An 18,998-nucleotide genomic window follows, 5' to 3' on the forward strand; every position below is an offset into this window, starting at 1 on the left:
CATGACCTTCAGTGCCCAAGACACCACCCTGCTCCTGGTCGGCCACGGTTCCCGCAATCGGGACGGCAACAAGGAAATCCTCCATTTCGCCGCCCAGTGGCGTGACCGCCACCCCGACTGGCGCATCGAGGTGTGCTTCATCGAGCACGCCGAGGTGCTGCTGGACGAGGGCCTGGACCGGGCCGCCCGTAACGGTTCCAAGCGCGTGGTGGTCATTCCCTTCATCCTCAATGCCGCCGGCCACGTGAAGATGGAACTGCCCCACGCCGTGGAAGAGGCCCGGGCGCGCCACCCTGGTGTGGATTTCCAGGTGGTGCGCCACCTGGGCATGGGCCGGGAGATTTTCGAGGTGCTGCAAGGCCAGCTGGATAGGCTGATGAAGCAGCTGGACATGCCCGACCCCTGCACCACCGGCGTCATCCTGCTCGGCCGGGGTTCGTCGGATGCCGGCGCCAACGGCGAGCTGGCCAAAATGGCCCGCTGGATCTTCGAGGAAAACGACCACGAACTGGTGGACATCGCCTTCACCGGCGTCACCTGGCCCCGCCTGGAAACCGCCGTGCAGCGCCAGGTCAAGCTGGGCATGACCCAGGTAGCCATCGTCCCCGTCTATCTCTTCACCGGCGTGCTCATGGAGCGCATCAAGGCCCAGGCCGAGCGCCTGCAACGCCAGTACCCCCAGGTGGCCTTCGCCCTGGGCACCCACTTCGGCTTCGACAAGGGCGTCTTCGACCTGCTCGACGCCAAGGTGGGCGGGACCGAGCTGCCGGAGGGGGCCCTGCTCGAATGCGACGGCTGCAAATACCGCCTGGCCGCCGAGGACGAGCACCTGCACGACCACAGCCACACCGCCACCCACGATCACGGCCATGGCGGCTGCGGCCACAAACATGATGCCGATCATGGCCACGGCCATTGCCATGGGCACACTCACAGCCACGATCATCACGCTCACGCCTAAGCCATGAACCAGAACAGCAACGTCGTCACCGAACAGCTCACCGCCGCTGGCCGCGCCATCGAGCACGATTCCTTCGCCATCATCGACGCCGAAGCCGGTCCTCATGGTTACGCCGAGGACCAGTGGCCGGTAGTGCGGCGCATGATCCACGCCAACGCCGACTTCGAATTCAACGGCCTCACCGACTTCCATCCCGGCGCGGTGGAAGCGGGCCTGGCCGCCATCCTCAAGGGCGGCACGCCCATCGTGGCGGACGTGGAGATGATCTGCGTCGGCCTTTCCGCCACCCGCCTCAAGCACTTCGGCCTGACCACCCACCAGTTCATCTCCGACGCCGACGTGATCGACGCCGCCAAGGCCGAGGACACCACCCGGGCCGTGCAGGCGATGCGCAAGGCTCACCGCCGGGGGCTGCTGAACGGCGCCATCATCGGCATCGGCAACGCGCCCACAGCGCTGATTGAAGTGGTGCGCCTGATCAAGGAAGAAGGCGCCCGCCCCGCCCTGGTGGTGGGTATGCCCGTGGGCTTCGTCTCCGCCGCCGAATCCAAGGACCTGATGGCCGAGGTGAAGGACGTGCCCTGGATCGTCATCCGTGGCCGCAAGGGCGGCTCCACCCTGGTGGTGGCCGCCATCCACGCCCTCCTCGGCATTGCCGAAGCCCGCCAGCGCAATGCCGCCTGAAGCCAGCAACAGCGCTCCTCCGGAAGCGATGGAAAAAGCAGCGGACAAGCCAGCCGAAAAGGTCCGCAAGGGCACGGCCAGGCGGGACCGGGGCAACCGCAGCGGCTTCACCACCGGCGCCAATTCGGCGGCGGCGGCGGTGGCCGCCACCCTGGGCCTGGTCCAGGGCCAGGTGCCGGCCCAGATTTTTTGCCGCCTGCCCAACGGCCAGGAAACTCCCTTCAACATCAACGACGGCCGGGTCGAAGGCGAAGGCGTGCCCCTGCGCGCCCACGCCGTGAGCATCAAGGATGCCGGCGACGACCCGGACGCCACCCACGGCGCCCACATGACCGCCGACGTGGTGCGCATTCCCGGCGGTGGCGGCCAGGTCATCCTCAAGGGCGGCGCCGGCGTCGGCATCGTCACCAAGGAAGGGCTGGGCCTGGAAGTGGGCGGGCCGGCCATCAACCCGGTGCCCCGGCGCAACATCAGCGACAACGTGGCCCGGGCCGGCGCGCCGATCCTGGATGCCGGCGATAGCCTGGAGGTGACTATCTCGGTGCCCGGCGGCGAGGAGATGGCGAAGAAGACCCTCAATGCCCGCCTGGGCATCCTGGGCGGCATCTCCATCCTCGGCACCACCGGCATCGTCCGGCCCTACTCCACCGCCGCCTTCCGCGCCTCGGTGGTCCAGGCCATCGACGTGGCGGCGCGCCAGGGCCAGACCAGCGTGGTGTTCACCACCGGTGGCCGTACCGAGAAATTCGCCATGCGCCAGCTGCCCCAACTGGAGGAATCTTGCTTCGTGCAGATGGGGGACTTCGTCAAGGCCGCCTTCCAGACCGCCATCAAGCGCCAGATGCAGCACGTCTACATCGGCGCCATGGTGGGCAAGCTGACCAAGATGGGCCAGGGCCTGGCCGTGACCCACGCCTGGAAGGAAGCGGTGGACCGGGATCTGCTGGCGGATTGCGCCACCGAGGTGGGGGCGCCCCCCGACCTGGTGGAGGAAATCCGCAATGCCGAGACCGCCCGCTTCGCCGCCGAGCGCCTGGCCGGCCTGGGCCTGACCGCGGCCTTCCACCGGGCCTTGGCGATCCGCGCCATGAAGAGCCTGCGTTCCTGCCACCCTGGCCCCTACCAACTCACCGTGCTGGTCTGCGATTTCGACGGCCAGCTGATCGTCCGCGTCGAAGAGAGCGAAATTGAGTAAGCCAATCTGCACCGTCCTTGGCATCCTGGACGACGGCTGGGCCGGCCTGAACGACGCCGCCCGCCACGGCCTGCAATCCGCCGGCCTGATCGTCGGCGCCGGCCGCACCCTGGCCCTGGTCCAGCCCCACCTGCCGCAAAGCGCCGCATTGCGCGACATGGACGGGGCCCTGGGCCAGGTTCCGGGCTGGATTCAGGCCGCGGCGGCCGACGGCTTGCACACCGTGGTCCTGGCCACCGGCGACCCTCTCTGCCACGGCATGGCCAGCTACCTGGTGGGCAAGCTGGGGGCCGAGGCGGTTGCCGTGCAGCCGGCACTGTCCACCCTGCAACTGGCCTTCGCCCGCTTCCAGCGGCCCTGGCAGGACTACCGCATCGCCTCCTGCCACAATGCCGACGCCGGGGAATGGCAGGCCGGCGCAACGCCGGATAACGGCTTGTACAAGCTGATCCGGGCCATTGCCGAGTATCCGAAAGTGGCTGCCTTCACCAGCCCGGACAACAACCCGGCCCGCCTGGCCCGGGCGCTTTGGACTGCTGGCTACGATGACGAAGTGCGCCTTTCCGTGGCCGCCAAGCTGGCCCTGCCCGACGAGCAGCTGTTCCCCGATCTGACCCTGGAGCAGGCAGCGGCCATGACCTTCCCCGACCCCAACGTGGTGCTGGTGGAACGCAGGGTTGCCGACCCCCGCGCCATCTTCGGCTTCGATGATCTGGACTTCGTGCAGCGCCAGCCGGAGAAAGGCCTCATCACCAAGCTGGAAGCCCGGGCCCTATCCCTGGCCAAGCTGGGCTTGAAACCTGACAGCGTGGTCTGGGACATCGGCGCCGGTTCCGGCTCCGTGGGCCTGGAAGCCAGCCGCCTGTGCCGCCACGGCCACGTGTACGCCATCGAAAAGAACGAGGGCGACGCCGCCAATGCCTGGGAAAACGCCCTGCGTTTCCAGGCCACCAACTACACCCTGCGCCACGGCAAGGCCCCGGAAGGGCTGGACGCCTGGCCGGACCCGGATGCGGTGTTCGTCGGCGGTTCCGGCGGCGAACTGGCCGGCCTCATCGACCTGATCCTCACCCGCCTCAAGCCCAATGGCCGCCTGGTGATGAACTTCGTCACCCTGGAGAACCTGGCCACTGCCACCACGGCTCTCAACGCCGCCGTGGAGAAATTCGGCGTCGCCTGGGACGTGACCCAGCTCCAGGCCAGCCGCAGCCAGCCCATCCTCGACATGCACCGCATGGCGGCGCAAAACCCGATCTGGATTGTTTCCGCAAAGAAGAATTAAGCGATGACTGAGAAAAAATACGGCCGCCTCATCGGCGCCTCCCTTGGTCCCGGCGACCCCGAATTGATCACCCGCCGCGCTTGGGCCGTGCTCAACTCCGGCGCCCGCTGGCTGTACCCGGTGAAGAAGGCCGAGGAAAGCTCCTACGCCCTGTCCATCGTCACCCGGGGCGGGCTGGCAACGCCCGACGACGCGGTGGAACTGGTGTTCCCCATGACCCGGGATGCGGAAATCCTGGCCAAGGCCTGGGCCCGGGCCGCTGCCCGCACCGTGGAGCTTCTCGGCGAAGGCCGGGACTTGGTGTTCCTGGTGGAAGGCGACGCCTCCACCTTCGCCACCTTCGGCCACCTGGCCCGGGTGGTGCGGGAGCTGGTGCCGGAAGTTGAAGTGGAAACCATCCCCGGCGTGTCCTCCTTTGCTGCTGCGGCTGCCACCACCGGCACTACCCTGGCCGAGGAAGACGAAACCCTGGCGGTAATCCCCGCCGCCTACGGCGTGGAGGTCATCGACCACCTGCTGGACGAATTCGACACCCTGGTGCTGCTCAAGGTGAAGCCCCTGGTGGATGAGGTGCTGGACCTCTTGGAGCGGCGCGAGCTGCTCACCACCAGCTGCTTCATCGAAAAGGTGGGTTCCCCCGACGAGCGCATCGTGCGTGACGTGGCTTCCTTGAAGGGCGAGAAGGTGAACTACCTCTCCCTCATGCTGGTGCAGAACCCCAAGCGCCAACGCGGCGAACTGCGCCGGGGCTGCCGCAAGCGCAAGGAAGCGGCCAGTGCTTGAGTCGATCCGCCCGGCTACCGCAGCGGATGCCGGGGCCATCGCTGCCCTCATCGGCAGCCTGACCCATTATTTCGTCGCCGACGGCAGTGCCCCGGCTGCCCAACCTTTTCTCGCCACCTTCAGCCCGGCCGCCATTGCCGGCCTGCTGGCCGATGGGGACTACCTCTGCCTGTGCGCCGAGGAACAGGGGCAAAAGGGTGGCCAGTTGCTCGGCGTGCTGACCCTGCACCGGCCGGCCCACCTGCACCACCTGTTCGTTGCCCCCGCCGCCCATCGCCGGGGCATTGCCCGCCAGCTATGGCAGGCCCTGGAACCCCACCTCGATCCGGCCATGCCGGTGACGGTCAATTCCTCTGAATACGCAGTACCGGTCTATCAACGCCTGGGCTTTGCCGCTACCGCCGAGGTACAGCAGCGCAACGGCGTGCGTTATGTGCCGATGCAGCGCCCGCCTTTCCTCAACCCGGCCGCAACCCCAAAATAAAAATGACCCAACACCTCCCCTTCCCCAACGAGAGAATCGCCGTCGTCTCCATCACCCGCCACGGCATCGCCCTGGCGGGCAAGGTGGTAGCGGCCCTGCCCGGCGCCCACCTGTTTGCCCCGGAAAAATTCCGGGCCGAGGCGGAAGCCGCTGCTCCCGGTGTCGCCTCCTGCTACAGCGGCAAGACCGGCGACCAGATTCCCGCCCTTTTCGCCAACTTCGACGGTATCGTCGCCATCGTCTCCCTGGGCGCCCTGGTGCGTCTCATCGCCCCCCTCCTCAAGGACAAGGAACAGGACCCGGGCGTGGTGGTGGTGGACGAGGCCGGCCGCTTTGCCATCCCCATGCTCTCCGGCCACCTGGGCGGCGCCAATGCCCTGGCCGGCATCCTGGCTCAGGCCCTGGGCGCCACGCCGGTGCTCACTACCGCCTCCGATTCCCGCCAGACCCTGGGCGTGGACCTGCTGGGGCGGGAGCTGGGCTGGACCTTCGAGGCCAGCCATGACGAGGTGGTGAAGGCCAGCGCCGCCGTGGTGAACGACGAACCCGTGGCCCTGGTGCAGGAAGCCGGCAGCCCCGACTGGTGGCCCCGCCACGCCAACGGCCGCAACGGTCCCCTGCCCGCCAACATCAAGCTGTTCAGTTGCCTGGAAGACGTGGACCTCGACGCCGTCGCCGCCGTGCTGTGGATCAGCCACCGCACCCTGCCGCTGGAACTGGCGCCCCGACTGGCGGGCCGTCTGGTCACCTACCGGCCCCCCGTGGAGCAAGGCGCTTGAGCCACGAATACCAGGCCAGCCGGAAAGTGGCCCTGGGCCTGGGCTGTGACCGGGGCACCCCGGAAGCCACCATTGCCCAGGCAGTGCAGGAAGCCCTGGCCGCCGCCGGCCTCGCCCCTGAACAGGTGGCGGCGGTTGCCAGCATCACCCTGAAGGCGGACGAAGTGGGCCTGCTGAGTTTCGCCGAACGCTTCGGCCTCAGCCTCGCCTTCTATCCGCCGGAAGTGCTGGCCACCGTACCCGTACCCAACCCATCGGAGACGGTACGCAAATACACCGGCACCCCTTCCGTCTCGGAGGCTGCCGCCCTGCTGGCCGCCGGCACCGACATGAGCCGGCTGCTGATCGAAAAACACAAGCTGCGGGGCCCGGACGGGCGCAATGCCACCGTCTCCATCGCCCTGCTGCCCTGAGCCCGACAACTGCATTCACTGAAATTCCGAGGAGCGACTTCATGAGCGAAATTCAAACAAGCGGTAACACCGACGCCCCGGTCAAGACCGGCAAGATCATGCTGGTGGGCCTGGGCCCCGGCGCCGTGGACCACATGACCGGCCGCGCCCGGGCCGCCATCGCCGAAGCCGACACCATCATCGGCTACGTCACCTACGTGCGCCTGGTGGCCGACCTGATCGACGGCAAGGAAGTGATCAAGAAGTCCATGACCGAGGAGCTGGACCGGGCCATCGAAGCCCTGGACCGGGCCAAGCAAGGCAAGAAGGTGGCGTTGATCTCCTCCGGCGACGCCGGCGTGTACGGTATGGCCGGCCCCACCTTCGAGGTGCTGTTCCAGGCCGGCTGGACGCCCGATTCCGACATCGAGGTGGAAATCGTCCCCGGCGCTTCGGCGCTCAACACCTGCGCCGCCCTCGTTGGCGCCCCCCTGACCCACGATTTCTGCGCCATTTCCCTCTCGGACCTGCTCACCCCCTGGCCCACCATCGCCCGCCGCCTGGACGCCGTGGCCTACGCCGACTTCGTGGTGGCCCTCTACAACCCCAAGAGCGGCCGCCGCACCCGCCAGATTCAGGAAGCCCAGCGCATCTTCCTGCGCCACCGCGACCCGAACACCCCGGTGGCCATCGTCAAAAGCGCCTTCCGTCCCAAGCAGCGCCTGGAATTCACCACCCTGGAAAAGATGGCCGAGGCCGACATCGGCATGCTGTCCACCGTGCTCATCGGCAACTCCAACACCTTCTTCCGCGGCGGCCTGATGGTCACGCCCCGGGGCTACGCCAACAAGTACGCGGTGGAAGACGGCGAGCGCGCCACCAAGGACGGCGAGAAGGCTGGCCGGTCCCTGTCCACCGGCCTCAACGGCTGGCTGGAAGCCATTCGCGAGAGCGGCAAGAGCGCCGCCGAGCTGGCCCGCGAGTACCGTCTGCCCGAGGACTACATTGCGTCCGCCCTGGCTGCCGGCCCGGAAGAGGACGTCGCCGAAAGCGCCGAGGCCGAGGCATGAGCGAGGCGGTCAAACCCAAGATCGGGGCCTACCGGCGCCACCTGCTGGTGTGCACCGGCCCCCGCTGCACCGAGAATGGCGAGGGCCAGGCCCTTTTCGACAGCCTGGGCGACAAGCTCAAGGCCGCCGGCCTGACCGAGGGCGACCTGCGGGTGAAGCGCTCCCGGGTCAATTGCTTCGCCGCCTGCAAGGGTGGCCCGGTGATGTGCGTGCAGCCCGACGGCACCTGGTACTACAACGTTACCGCCGCAAACATGGACCGCATCGTCGCCGAGCATCTGCGGGATGGCCGGCCTGTGGCCGATCTGGTGTTCCATCAGGGGCCCGGCGACTGTGCCGACGCGGAGTGATCGGTCTCAATAAACGTTGAAAAACGGCGCGGCGGCCCGGCCCGAGGCCGCCGATTGCCGCCGCAGTGCGCAGCAAATACCCCATCGGGCAAACAACAAACCAGCAGGTGCCCGCGGCAACGCGGGTGAAACGGGAACAGGGTGCGCGGCGAGCTCCTCGCCGCCAAGCCCTGGCTGCCCCCGCAACGGTAAGCGAGTGCGGAACGGTCATGCCCCTTCCTCCCCGGAAGGCGCAGCCACTGTGGTCATCGGGTTTGTCGGAGCAATGCTCCGCCAGGCTCGCCCCATGGGAAGGCGATCGTTCAAGACCCGCAAGCCCGGAGACCGGCCTGCTGCAATCCAGAGCGCCTTGGGAAGGGCGCCGAACCATGCGACCGGCTGCGGGGATGCAGACGAAAGCGCGACGACGCAGGGATATGTCGAGGTGCAGCAGGTGGGTCGAGGCCCGCCACTCGCCTCCGCGCGCTTCCGTCATCGGCCGGGTCGCCGAACGGGAGTCTTTCATGAAGCATCGCCATACCGCCGGGCGCATCCGCCTCCGGCTCAACCGCTGGTCATGGCTGCTGGCCGCCCTGCCCCTCCAGGCCGTGGGCGCCGAAACCTTGGGCGAGGTCACCGTCCAGGCCAGCAAGCAGGCCCTGGTCGGCATCGCCGACACCGCCAGCGAAGGCAGCGTCAGCGCCGAACAATTGGCCAACCGGCCCCTGCTGCGCCCCGCCGAGGTGCTCGAAGCCGTGCCGGGGCTGATCGTCACCCAGCATTCCGGCGACGGCAAGGCCAACCAGTACTTCCTGCGCGGCTTCAACCTGGACCACGGCAGCGACTTTGCCACCAGCGTCCTGGGCATGCCGGTGAACATGGTCAGCCACGCCCACGGCCAGGGCTACATGGACCTCAACTTCCTGATTCCCGAGCTGGTCAGCGGCATCCAGTACCGCAAGGGGGTCTATGCGGTGGAGGACGGCGATTTTTCCGCCACCGGCTCGGCGCGCATCGACTACCAGCGCGCCCTGCCGGCCAATTTCGTCGAACTGGGCGCCGGTCAGAACGGTTACCGGCGCGCCCTGGGTGCCGCCAGCATGCCCCTGGGCGGGCTGACCTTCCTCGGTGCCGTGGAGGCATCGAGCAACAACGGCCCCTGGGAGCAGCCCGAGCACCTGGGCCGCACCAACGCCGTGCTGCGTCTGTCGTCCGGCACCGCCCGGGACGGCTACTCGATCTCGGCCCTGGCCTACGAGGCGCGCTGGACCGCCACCGAACACGTGCCGGAACGGGCCATCGCCAGCGGCGAGATCGGCCGCTACGGCGCCCTGTCGCCCAAGGACGGCGGCAGCACCCACCGCTACAGCCTATCCGGCGAATGGGCCGCCAGCGGCAGCCAGTTCGGCGCGGACACCGCCACCCAGGCCAGCGTGTACGTCGTCGATTACGGCCTCAACCTGTTCAGCAGCCCTTCCGGCTTCATCAACGGCCCCCAGGGCGACCAGCACGAGCAGGCCGACCGGCGCACCGTGTGGGGCGGCCAGGCCAGCCGCAGCTGGTTCCTCGGCCCCCGGCTGCTGGGTTCGGAACTGGTGCTGGGCGGCCAACTGCGCCGCGACGAGATCGGCAGCGTCGGCCTCTACGACACCGTGCTGCGCCAGCGCACCGATACTGTCCGGGAAGACCGCATCCGCCAGACCGCCACGGCGCTCTACACGGCGCTGAAGACTCCCTGGCTGCCCTGGCTGCGTACCACCCTGGGCCTGCGCCACGACCAGATCCGCGCCGAGGTGACGCCCCTGGCCGGCGCCTTCAACATGGACAACGGCGGCAGCGCCACGGGCCGCCAGACCAGCCCCAAGCTCGGCGTGGCCTTCGGCCCCTTCTCCGGCACCGAGTACTACGCCAACTGGGGCCGGGGCTTTCACAGCAACGACGCCCGGGGCGCCACGGCCCGGGTCAATCCCAAGGACGGCACGCCGGTGGACGCGGTGCCCCTGATGGTGCGCACCCAGGGCAGCGAGATCGGGGTGCGCACCACCCTGTTGCCGGGCTGGCAATCCACCCTGGCCGTGTGGCGCATGGACCTGGATTCGGAGCTGGTGTTCGTCGGCGACGAGGGCGTCACCGAGCCCCGGGGCGCCTCGCGCCGCCATGGGCTGGAATGGTCGAACAGCGTCGCCCTGGGCCGGGGTTTCCTGCTCGACGCCGATCTGGCCCTGTCCCAGGCCCGCTTCAAGACGCCGGTCAACGGCGGCGACCGGGTACCCAACGCCATCCCGCGCACCGCATCCGTGGCCCTGAGCTACGACCAGGGCGGCCCCTGGTCCGGCGGCCTGCGCCTGCGCTACCTGGGGGCCTACGATCTGGAGGAAACGGGTCAGGAGAAATCGTCCCCGTTCTGGATGGCCAACCTGCGGCTCGGCTACCGCTTCGACCGGCGGGTCCAGCTGACCCTGGACGTGCTCAACCTGTTCGACCGCAAGGCCAACGACATCGAGTACTGGGGCGGGGCCTGCACCCGCAACGAACTGAACGCCGGGGCCTGCGGCGGCGGCACCGGCATCGACGGCCGGCTGATCCACCCTCTGGAGCCGCGCACGGTGCGGCTGGGGCTGCGCATCGGCTTCTGATCCCCGAAACACTAAGTACGAAGCACAAAACGAAAACCCCCGGCCTGGACCGGGGGTTTTCGTTGCGGCGGAGAACGGCGTTCAGCTGTTTTTGAAGCTGGGCTTGCGCTTTTCGACGAAGGCGGCCATGCCTTCCTTCTGGTCGTCCAGGGCGAAGCAGCTGTGGAAGGCGCGGCGCTCGAACAGCAGGCCTTCGGCCAGGCCGGATTCGAAGGCGCGGTTGACGCTTTCCTTGATCATCATCACCACCGGCAGGGAGTACTCGGCGATCTGGGCGGCCGCGGTCAGGGCCTCGTCGAGCAGCTTGTCGGCGGGGACCACGCGGGACACCAGTCCGGCGCGCTCGGCTTCCTCGGCGCCCATCATGCGGGCGGTCAGGCACAGGTCCATGGCCTTGGCCTTGGACACGGCGCGGGGCAGGCGCTGGGTGCCGCCGGCGCCGGGCAGAATGCCCAGCTTGACTTCGGGCTGGCCGAACTTGGCGGTGTCGGCGGCGATGATGATGTCGCAGGTCATCGCCAGTTCGCAGCCGCCGCCCAGGGCGAAGCCGGCCACCGCGGCGATGATCGGCTTGCGGCAGGTCTTCACCTTTTCCCAGTTGCGGGTGATGTAGTCGCCCTTGTAGGCGTCCATGTAGCTGAACTGGGCCATCATGCCGATGTCGGCGCCGGCGGCGAAGGCCTTCTCGGAGCCGGTGATGACCACCGCACCGATGCCTTCGTCGGCTTCGAACACGGCCAGGGCGGCACCCACTTCGTCCATCAGGGCGTCGTTGAGGGCGTTCAGCTGCTTGGGCCGATTGAGGGTGATGAGGCCCACCTTGCCGCGGGTCTCGACCAGAATGTTTTCGTAACTCATGTCTCGTTGATCCTGTTGTGGTTGCCGATCGGTCTCGGCCCCAGCCTTATTCGCTGGCGATGGAGCGGCCGATCACCAGGCGCTGGATGTCGTTGGCACCCTCGTAGATCTGGCAGATGCGCACGTCCCGATAGATGCGCTCCACCGGGAAGTCGGCAGTATAGCCAACCCCGCCGTGAATCTGGATGGCGTCGGAGGCGATCTTCTCGGCGGCTTCCGAGGCGAACATCTTGGCCATGGAAGCTTCCTTCAGGCAGGGCTGGCCGGCGTCCTTGAGCTGGGCGGCACGCCACACCATCAGGCGGGCGGCGTCGAGCAGGGTGGCCATGTCGGCCAGGCGGAAGTTCACCGCCTGGTGCTCGATGATCGGCACGCCGAAGGTGACCCGCTCCTTGGCGTAGCGCACGGCAGCCTCATAGGCGGCCCGGGCCATGCCGATGGACTGGGCGGCGATGCCGATGCGGCCGGCTTCCAGGTTGGACAGGGCGATCTTGTAGCCCTCCCCTTCCTTGCCCAGCAGGGCGGAGGCGGGAACGCGGCAATCCTCGAAGATGATCTGCACGGTGTCGGAAGCATGCTGACCCATCTTCTCTTCGGTGCGGCCGACGACGAAGCCCTTGGTGTCGGTGGGCACCAGGAAGCAGGAGATGCCCTTCTTGCCCGCGGCCTTGTCGGTGACGGCGAAGACGATGGCCATGTGGGCGTGCTTGCCGGTGGTGATGAATTGCTTGACGCCGTTGAGCACGAAATGGTCACCGTCCCGGTCGGCCCGGGTGGTGATGGCGGCGGCGTCGGAGCCGGTGTGGGGTTCGGTCAGGCAGAAGCAACCGAGCTTTTCACCCCGGGCCAGAGGCTTGAGCCACTCTTCCTTCTGGGCATCGCTGCCGTACTTCATGGTGATGCCGCAGGCCAGGGAGTTCTGCACCGAGACGATGGTGGAGGTGGCGCCGTCGCCGGCGGCGATCTCTTCCAGGGTCAGCACCAGGCTCATGTAGTCCATGCCGGCGCCGTCCCACTCCTCGGGCACCACCATGCCCAGGGCACCCAGCTCGCCCAACTCCTTGAGGGCCTGGGCGGGGAAGGTGTGGTTCTTGTCCCACTCGGCGGCGAAGGGGGCCAGGCGCTCCTGCGCGAAGGCGCGCATGGTGTCCCGGATCATCTGATGTTCTTGATTAAGAATCATCGCTAATTCCTTGTTTAAATTACTTTGCCGCCATGCGGATGGAACCGTCGAGGCGAATCACTTCGCCGTTCAGGTAGCTGTTTTCTGCGATGTGCTTGACCAGGGAGGCGTACTCCGCCGGCTTGCCCAGGCGCGAGGGGAAGGGAACCATCTTGCCCAGAGCGTCCTGCACTTCGGCAGGCATGCCGAGCAGCATCGGGGTTTCCATGATGCCCGGGGCGATGGTCATGACGCGGATGCCGGAGCGGGCCAGTTCCCGGGCGATAGGCAGGGTCAGGGCGACGATGCCGCCCTTGGAGGCGGCGTAGGCGGCCTGGCCGATCTGGCCGTCGAAGGCGGCCACCGAGGCGGTGCTGACGATCACGCCGCGCTCGCCCTGAGCGTTGGGTTCGTTCTTGGCCATGGCTTCGGCGGCCAGGCGGATCATGTTGAAGCTGCCCACCAGGTTGATGTTGATGACCTTGGCGAAACTGGCCAGACGGTGGGGGCCTTCCTTGCCCAGCACCTTCTCGGCGGGGGCCACGCCGGCACAGTTGACCAGGCCGTCGACCTTGCCGAAGGCGGCCACGGCCGCATCCACGGCGCCCTTGGCGCTGGCTTCGTCGGCCACGTCGGTCTGCACGAAGCGGACGTTGGCGCCCAGCTCGGCAGCCAGGGCCTGGCCGGCCTCGGCGTTCATGTCGGCGAGCACGGCGCGGCCGCCGGCTTGCACCACCATGCGGGCGGTGGCGGCACCCAGGCCGGAAGCACCGCCGGTGACGATGAAGACGCTGTTTTCGAGTTGCATGGAGTCGTCCTTCTTAGTGGAGTGTTGGGAGTTGTGCATGGTGCCGCGCCCGCATGGGGCGGGCGCGGCGGAACAGGGCCCCGGGGACCACCTTAGGCCGTCCCCGGGGATTCGGCAATCAGGAGTGCTGGGCCGGCGGATTGACCTTTTCGGCCTCCTGCTTGCGCAGCAGGAAGCGCTGGATCTTGCCGCTGGGGGTCTTGGGCAGTTCGGCGACGAATTCGATTTCCCGCGGATAGGCGTGGGCGGCCAGGCGGTGCTTGACGTACATCTGTAGTTCCTCGGCCAGTTCCGGGCTGGCCTTGTAGCCGTCGCGCAGGATGACGAAGGCCTTGACCAGCTCGGTGCGCTCCGGATCGGGCTTGCCCACCACGGCGGTTTCCATCACCGCCTCGTGCTCGATCAGGCAGCTTTCCACATCGAAAGGCCCGATGCGGTAGCCCGACGAGGTGATGATGTCGTCGCTGCGGCCGACGAAGCTGATGCTGCCGTCGTCGTTGAGCTCCACGGTGTCGCCGGTCAGGTAGTAGGGGCCGACGAAGGACTTGGTGTCCTGCTGCCAGTAGCCGGGGAACCAGAACAGGGGCGATTGGGAGCGGTCCACCGCCAGGATGCCGGGCTTGCCCGGGGGCAGTTCCACCGCCTCGCCGCCCTCTTCCGCCACAACCGCCACCCGGTAGCCGGGCAGGGCAAAGCCGGCGGAACCGGGCTGGACGTGGTGCTTCAGGGCATGGTGGTTGCACACCACCATGGCGATTTCGGTCTGGCCGTAGTGGTCATAGATCGGGCAGGCCAGGTGCTCTTCGAACCAGCGGATCACTTCCGGGTTGAGGGGTTCGCCGGCGCTGCTCACCACCCGCAGCTTGCCCTTCACCGGCAGGGCCGCCTGTTCGCCGGCGGCGATCAGCAGGCGGTAGGCGGTGGGGGCGCCGGCCAGGTTGGTGATCTTGTACTTCTCGATCATCCGGTAGGTGGATTCCACCGTGAACGGGCCGTCGTAGAAGGTGGTGGCGTGGCCTTGCAGCAAGGGGCCGGTGACGCCGAAGTACAGGCCGTAGGCCCAGCCCGGGTCGGCGATGTTCCAGTAGACGTCGCCGTCGCGCAGATCCACCGCCTGGCGCATGTACTGGCCCAGGCCCATCAGGGCCTTGATCGGCACCGGCACACCCTTGGCGAGGCCGGTGGTGCCGGAGGTGAACAGCATCATGCACAGGTCGTCGCCGCGCAGCATGACCGGGGCGAATTCGGTGGATTGCTTGTCCACCTCGGCCCAGAAGTCGGCGTCGCCGGCGGCCAGGGTGGCGTTGCTGCGCACCACGGTGAGCACCGGCGGGCAGCCGTGCACGTCGTCGAGCTTGCTGCGGTTGACGCTGTCGGTCACCACCAGCTTGGCTTCGCTGCGGTCGAGGCGGTATTCGATGGCCTTGGGGCCGAAGGCGGTGAACAGAGGTTGATAGACCGCTCCGGCACGCCAGGTGCCGAGAATGACCACCAGCAGTTCCGGCACCCGGGGCATCAGCCCGGCCACTCGGTCGCCCGGTTTCACGCCCCGGCTCACCAGGTAGTTGGCGAACTTGGCGGAGAGCTCCTTGAGCTGGGCGAAGGTGTAGGTAGCGGAATCGCCGTCCTTGCCTTCCCATTGCAGCGCAACCTTGCCCGGGGTCGCGTGGCGGTCACAGCATTCGTAACAGGCGTTGATGCCCTTTTCCAGGTCGCCGTCGAACAGGGCGGCCACGTCCTCGACGCGGAAATTGGCAATGGCGTCGGCGTAATTGGGAATGCTCATGGTGTCTCTCTCGCTCCTTCGGGCAATTCTGGAAATTCTGGCAACACGTCCGGATGCCCACGGACGCCCGGAAAACGCAGAGTCTAGAAAGCCCCCGGCCCCCTCTCCATGCCAAAATCGGTCAAAATGACTGAGCGTTTTTGCCATACTGCAAAGCAGCATCCCGCCCTGCCCCGCTCCCACCTGTCTCCCACCGTCGTTTCCGTCCATGCCCGCCGCCGCTTCCACCGCCCTCACCGCTTCCGAAAAGGGCACCATCGCCGTCAATTTCGTCAATGAAGCCCTGCTCGTGGCCCGGCAGCGGGGGATCGGCGTGGACGCCCTGCTGGCCGAGGCCGGCATTGCCCCGCGCCTGCTCGACGTGCCCCAGGCCCGGGTCTCCGCCGGCCAGTACGCCATCCTCTGGCACGGCCTGACCCGGGTGCTTGACGACGAATTCTTCGCCATGGACTCCCACGGCATGAAGCCCGGCTGCTTCACCCTGCTCGGCCACGCCACCCTGGACGCTCCCAACCTGGGCCGGGCCCTGACCCGGGCCCTGCGCTTCTTCGGCCTGGTGCTCGACGACCTGGGCGGTTCCCTGGAGGTGCGCGACGGCCGGGCCGAATTGACCCTGCACCAGCACCGGGGGCCGCAGCGCTTCTTCGCCCACGCCACCTTCCTGCTGCTGCTGTTCGGCCTGGCCTGCTGGCTGGTGGGCCGGCGCATCCCCTACCAGTCGGTGGTGTTCCGCGATGCCCTGCCGCCGGGCACCGAGGATGAATACCGGGTGTTCTTCGGCCCCAGTTTGAGCGACGGCGGGCCGGCCACGGTGGTGGCCTTCGACGCCCGCTACCTGACCCTGCCGGTGGTGCAGAACGAACGCACCCTCAAGGAATTCCTGCGCGAAGCCCCGGCCAACCTGCTGGTGAAGTACCGCAACCCGCGCAGCCTCACCGCCCGCCTGCGCCACCGCCTGCGCCAGACCGCGCCGGCCGATTGGCCCGACCTGGAACGCATGGCCCGGCATCTGAACATGGCCGCCTCGACTCTGCGCCGCCATCTGGAGGACGAAGGCCAGTCCTACCAGTCGATCAAGGACGAACTGCGCCGCGACCTGGCCCTGGACCTGCTCGGCCACACCTCGCGCAGCGTGCTCGACGTGGCCATGGAACTGGGCTTCGCCGAGGCCAGCGCCTTCCACCGGGCCTTCCGCAAATGGACCGGCACCCGCCCCGGGGAATACCGCCGGCGGTTCCAGGGCGGCGCCGGACTCGGCGAATGATGTGCCGTCAGCCCTTCAGCTTGGCAGCGATCTGGGCCACGTGGCGGCCCTGGAAGCGGGCGATGGCCAGCTCGTTTTCGCTCGGCTGGCGGGAACCGTCGCCGCCGGTGAGGGTGGAACTGCCGTAGGGGCTGCCGCCGGTGATTTCGGCCATGGTCATCTGCCGGGCTTCCGAATAGGGCACGCCGACGATCACCATGCCCTGGTGCAGCAGGGTGGTATGAAAGCTGAGGATGGTGGATTCCTGCCCGCCGTGCTGGGTGGCGGTGCTGGTGAACACGCTGCCCACCTTGCCGATCAGCCCGCCCTTCATCCACAGGCCGCCGGTCTGGTCGAGAAAGTTGCGCATCTGGGCGCACATGTTGCCGAAGCGGGTCGGGGTGCCGAAGATGATGGCGTCGGCTTCCGCCAGCTGCTCCGGTGCAATTACCGGAAGGTGGGCAAAGGCTGCCTGCCGGGCCTTGGCGCCACTTTTCTCCAACACCTCGTCGGGCACCAGCTCGGGTACCCGCCACACGGTCACCTCGGTATCCGCCACTTCCCGGGCACCGGCCGCCACGGCCTCGGCCATGGTGTGGATGTGGCCGTACATGCTGTAGAACACCACTTGGATTTTCGTTGCCATCGCGTTGCCCCTCTCGGTGCGCGCATTGCGCGGGTTGAAAAGCTCGGCCGGACGCGGCGCAACCGCCGGAACCCCGAGAGGCGCGCCACCGGTCCAGCGGGTGGAACACCGGGTTGACCCGGACGCCCGGCTGGCGTTCCGGCGGCGTAGCGATAACGCTGCCGCCGGAAGGTGCCCGTGACGCTGCAACAAAGGCCCAGGCACGAAATGACGGTGCCCGCTCCATGGGCGGGCACCGCTTCCGACGGACTGCGATGGTGCCTCGGCGGATCAGCCGTGGCCGGCGTACTTTTTCTCGCCGGCGGATATGGCGATCTTCAGCCAGTTTTCCGGCGGCGGCAGGGGGCAGGTGGCGAAGGGGGTGAAGGCACAGGGCGGGTTGTAGGCCCGGTTGAAGTCCAGCACCAGCCGGCCGTCCCGGGGCGGCGCGGCGCGCAGGAAGCGGCCGGCGCCATAGGTGTCCCGGCCTGCCCCCAGGTCGCGGAAGACGAAGAAATAGCCGTCCTCGCCCTCTTCCATGGGCAACAACTCGTGGCGCTGGCCGTCCCGCTCGAACACGGCCCGGCCATGAACCACGACAGTCTTCAGTTCGCCGGTGACGCTGGGCACCTCCATGGATTGGGGCGGGGCCAGGGGCTCCCAGACGGCGGCCACCTGCCAGGCCGGGTCGAAGGGAAAATAATCCAGGCCGGCGAAGGGTTCGTGGGCCTGCCAGCCCAGGTCGCGCAGACGCACCGCCAGCTTGCCGTCCCGGGCGATCACGAAGAAGCGCAGGTCGCCCACGGCCACGGTGTCCGGCGCACCCGCCGCGTCGGTGGCCAGAACGATGCCGTCCACGCCTGCGGTGTGACTTTCAGCACCGGACTCGATGCGTGCCGGGCTGCCCGGAGCGGAGCGCCACAGCAGGCTCGCGGCGCTGCTGCCGTCCCACACGAGGTCGCCCAGGTGGGCCGGGCCCTCGGACAACGCCACGGCGCTGCCGGGGGCGCTGCCGACCCAGTTGGCGCCGGGCTCCAGCCAGATCAAGCCAATCAGGCCGAGCCAGCTGTCGGGGCTGGACAGTTCGGCGCGGCGCCGGTCGCACCAGTGCTGCCAGCGGTCCAGGGGCGTGGCGGGGGCGTGGGACATGGGAAGGCTCCAGTAAAGCAGGATGGTCGATGGGGCTGCACGGCGAGAACCCCGCCATGATACGGCCCGGAAATGGTCCTTCGGAATGGGTAGCGGGCTGGTCGCCCCGAACTTACCGGGTAACCGGGACTCTGACTTTCGTCATAGTTCAGCCCGCCCGGGCGAGGAAATGCCATGAGTGCCATCCCCGTGAAGCTGGTCGTGCTGGTGGGCAGCGTCCGCCAGGGTTCCTACAACGCCGCGGTGGCCCGGGCCCTCGGGCAGCTGGCACCGCCGGGGATGTCGCTGGAAATCCTGCCCTCGGTGGCGGGCTACCCGATCTACGACGCCGATCTCCAGGCGGCGGGCTTTCCCGAGGTGGTGACGCGCACGGCGGATGCGATCCGGGCCGCCGACGGGCTGGTGATCGTCACCCCGGAATACAACTACTCGGTGCCCGGCGGGCTCAAGAACGCCATCGACTGGCTGTCGCGGCTTTCGCCCCAGCCCCTGGCGGCCAAGCCGATCCTGATCCAGAGCGCCTCCATGGGCGTGTTCGGCGGCGCCCGGGCCCAGTATCACCTGCGCCAGATCCTGGTCTTTCTCAACGGCCAGGTGATGAACACGCCGGAAGCCATGGTCGGCGCCGCCCATACCAAGGTGAACGCCAACGGCCAGCTCACCGACGCGCTGACCCGGGATTTCCTGGCCAAGCAGCTACGCCACTTCCACACCTTCGTGCGCCGCTGCGCCGCCGGTGCAACGATCCCCGATTGAGGCAGCCGCAAAAAGC

Annotated in this window: 19 protein-coding genes and 1 riboswitch; of the genes, 13 read left to right on the forward strand and 6 right to left on the reverse strand. The window is 68.0% G+C overall.

The annotated features are described in order from the left end of the window. Position 1 precedes the first annotated feature (1 nt). The 11 genes from LWW89_RS06365 to LWW89_RS06415 all read left to right on the forward strand — a co-directional run bounded on the left by LWW89_RS06365 (position 2) and on the right by LWW89_RS06415 (position 10,595). Positions 2 to 961, forward strand: coding sequence for a sirohydrochlorin chelatase (locus LWW89_RS06365; protein WP_293262884.1), 960 nt, complete (start codon positions 2 to 4; stop codon positions 959 to 961). Between the two features lie 3 nt (positions 962 to 964). Then, the gene (locus LWW89_RS06370) at positions 965 to 1,645 is read left to right on the forward strand and encodes a precorrin-8X methylmutase (RefSeq protein WP_293262887.1); all 681 of its coding nucleotides are present in this window, start codon (positions 965 to 967) and stop codon (positions 1,643 to 1,645) included. Positions 1,646 to 1,673: 28 nt separating this feature from the next. After that, positions 1,674 to 2,840: a cobalt-precorrin-5B (C(1))-methyltransferase gene (locus LWW89_RS06375; protein WP_293262970.1), complete on the forward strand. Its 1,167-nt coding sequence runs from the start codon at positions 1,674 to 1,676 to the stop codon at positions 2,838 to 2,840. Continuing rightward, on the forward strand, positions 2,833 to 4,122 hold the full coding sequence (gene cbiE, locus LWW89_RS06380; protein WP_293262890.1) for a precorrin-6y C5,15-methyltransferase (decarboxylating) subunit CbiE: 1,290 nt from the start codon (positions 2,833 to 2,835) through the stop codon (positions 4,120 to 4,122). The genes LWW89_RS06375 and cbiE overlap by 8 nt, the downstream gene beginning before the upstream one ends. Positions 4,123 to 4,125: 3 nt before the next feature. Further along, positions 4,126 to 4,905, forward strand: coding sequence for a precorrin-2 C(20)-methyltransferase (cobI, locus tag LWW89_RS06385; RefSeq protein WP_293262893.1), 780 nt, complete (start codon positions 4,126 to 4,128; stop codon positions 4,903 to 4,905). After that, a complete protein-coding gene (locus LWW89_RS06390) occupies positions 4,898 to 5,389 on the forward strand; it encodes a GNAT family N-acetyltransferase (RefSeq protein WP_293262896.1) in 492 nt (163 codons plus the stop codon). Before cobI ends, LWW89_RS06390 begins: the two co-directional genes overlap by 8 nt. 2 nt (positions 5,390 to 5,391) lie before the next feature. Then, entirely contained in the window at positions 5,392 to 6,168 is a 777-nt protein-coding gene (locus LWW89_RS06395) for a cobalamin biosynthesis central domain-containing protein (RefSeq protein ID WP_293262899.1), read from the forward strand. After that, positions 6,165 to 6,581, forward strand: coding sequence for a cobalamin biosynthesis protein (locus tag LWW89_RS06400; RefSeq protein WP_293262902.1), 417 nt, complete (start codon positions 6,165 to 6,167; stop codon positions 6,579 to 6,581). The genes LWW89_RS06395 and LWW89_RS06400 overlap by 4 nt, the downstream gene beginning before the upstream one ends. Before the next feature lie 41 nt (positions 6,582 to 6,622). After that, a complete protein-coding gene (gene cobJ / locus LWW89_RS06405) occupies positions 6,623 to 7,630 on the forward strand; it encodes a precorrin-3B C(17)-methyltransferase (protein ID WP_293262905.1) in 1,008 nt (335 codons plus the stop codon). Continuing rightward, entirely contained in the window at positions 7,627 to 7,980 is a 354-nt protein-coding gene (locus LWW89_RS06410; protein ID WP_293262908.1) for an NAD(P)H-dependent oxidoreductase subunit E, read from the forward strand. The genes cobJ and LWW89_RS06410 overlap by 4 nt, the downstream gene beginning before the upstream one ends. 88 nt (positions 7,981 to 8,068) lie before the next feature. After that, positions 8,069 to 8,328: riboswitch (cobalamin riboswitch) on the forward strand. A gap of 155 nt (positions 8,329 to 8,483) precedes the next feature. Then, entirely contained in the window at positions 8,484 to 10,595 is a 2,112-nt protein-coding gene (locus tag LWW89_RS06415) for a TonB-dependent receptor (protein WP_293262911.1), read from the forward strand. Between the two features lie 81 nt (positions 10,596 to 10,676). Here LWW89_RS06415 and LWW89_RS06420 read toward each other — a convergent pair whose 3' ends face one another. The 4 genes from LWW89_RS06420 to LWW89_RS06435 form a co-directional block, all read right to left on the reverse strand. Continuing rightward, positions 10,677 to 11,453, reverse strand: a complete 777-nt coding sequence (locus LWW89_RS06420; RefSeq protein ID WP_293262914.1) for an enoyl-CoA hydratase — start codon at positions 11,451 to 11,453, stop codon at positions 10,677 to 10,679. A gap of 46 nt (positions 11,454 to 11,499) precedes the next feature. Then, on the reverse strand, positions 11,500 to 12,636 hold the full coding sequence (locus LWW89_RS06425; RefSeq protein WP_293262917.1) for an acyl-CoA dehydrogenase: 1,137 nt from the start codon (positions 12,634 to 12,636) through the stop codon (positions 11,500 to 11,502). Between the two features lie 19 nt (positions 12,637 to 12,655). Next, a complete protein-coding gene (locus LWW89_RS06430; RefSeq protein WP_293262972.1) occupies positions 12,656 to 13,423 on the reverse strand; it encodes a 3-hydroxyacyl-CoA dehydrogenase in 768 nt (255 codons plus the stop codon). Positions 13,424 to 13,541: 118 nt separating this feature from the next. Next, positions 13,542 to 15,209, reverse strand: a complete 1,668-nt coding sequence (locus LWW89_RS06435; protein ID WP_293262920.1) for an AMP-binding protein — start codon at positions 15,207 to 15,209, stop codon at positions 13,542 to 13,544. Positions 15,210 to 15,417: 208 nt separating this feature from the next. On the opposite strand from LWW89_RS06435, the gene LWW89_RS06440 reads away from it, so the two are divergent. Further along, positions 15,418 to 16,473: an AraC family transcriptional regulator gene (locus LWW89_RS06440; protein ID WP_293262923.1), complete on the forward strand. Its 1,056-nt coding sequence runs from the start codon at positions 15,418 to 15,420 to the stop codon at positions 16,471 to 16,473. 7 nt (positions 16,474 to 16,480) lie between these two features. On the opposite strand, the gene wrbA is transcribed toward LWW89_RS06440, so the two are convergent. Together wrbA and LWW89_RS06450 are read right to left on the reverse strand one after the other, a co-directional pair. Beyond that, entirely contained in the window at positions 16,481 to 17,098 is a 618-nt protein-coding gene (gene wrbA / locus LWW89_RS06445; RefSeq protein WP_293262926.1) for an NAD(P)H:quinone oxidoreductase, read from the reverse strand. A 270-nt stretch (positions 17,099 to 17,368) separates the two neighbouring features. Next, complete coding sequence (locus tag LWW89_RS06450; RefSeq protein ID WP_293262929.1) at positions 17,369 to 18,226, reverse strand: DUF1684 domain-containing protein; 858 nt, start codon at positions 18,224 to 18,226, stop codon at positions 17,369 to 17,371. 174 nt (positions 18,227 to 18,400) lie between these two features. Here LWW89_RS06450 and LWW89_RS06455 point away from each other — a divergent pair, with 174 nt between their 5' ends. Beyond that, entirely contained in the window at positions 18,401 to 18,982 is a 582-nt protein-coding gene (locus LWW89_RS06455; protein ID WP_293262932.1) for an NADPH-dependent FMN reductase, read from the forward strand. Positions 18,983 to 18,998 lie beyond the last annotated feature (16 nt).

The sequence above is a fragment of the Oryzomicrobium sp. genome, from assembly GCF_021287045.1.
GTDB lineage: Bacteria > Pseudomonadota > Gammaproteobacteria > Burkholderiales > Rhodocyclaceae > Oryzomicrobium.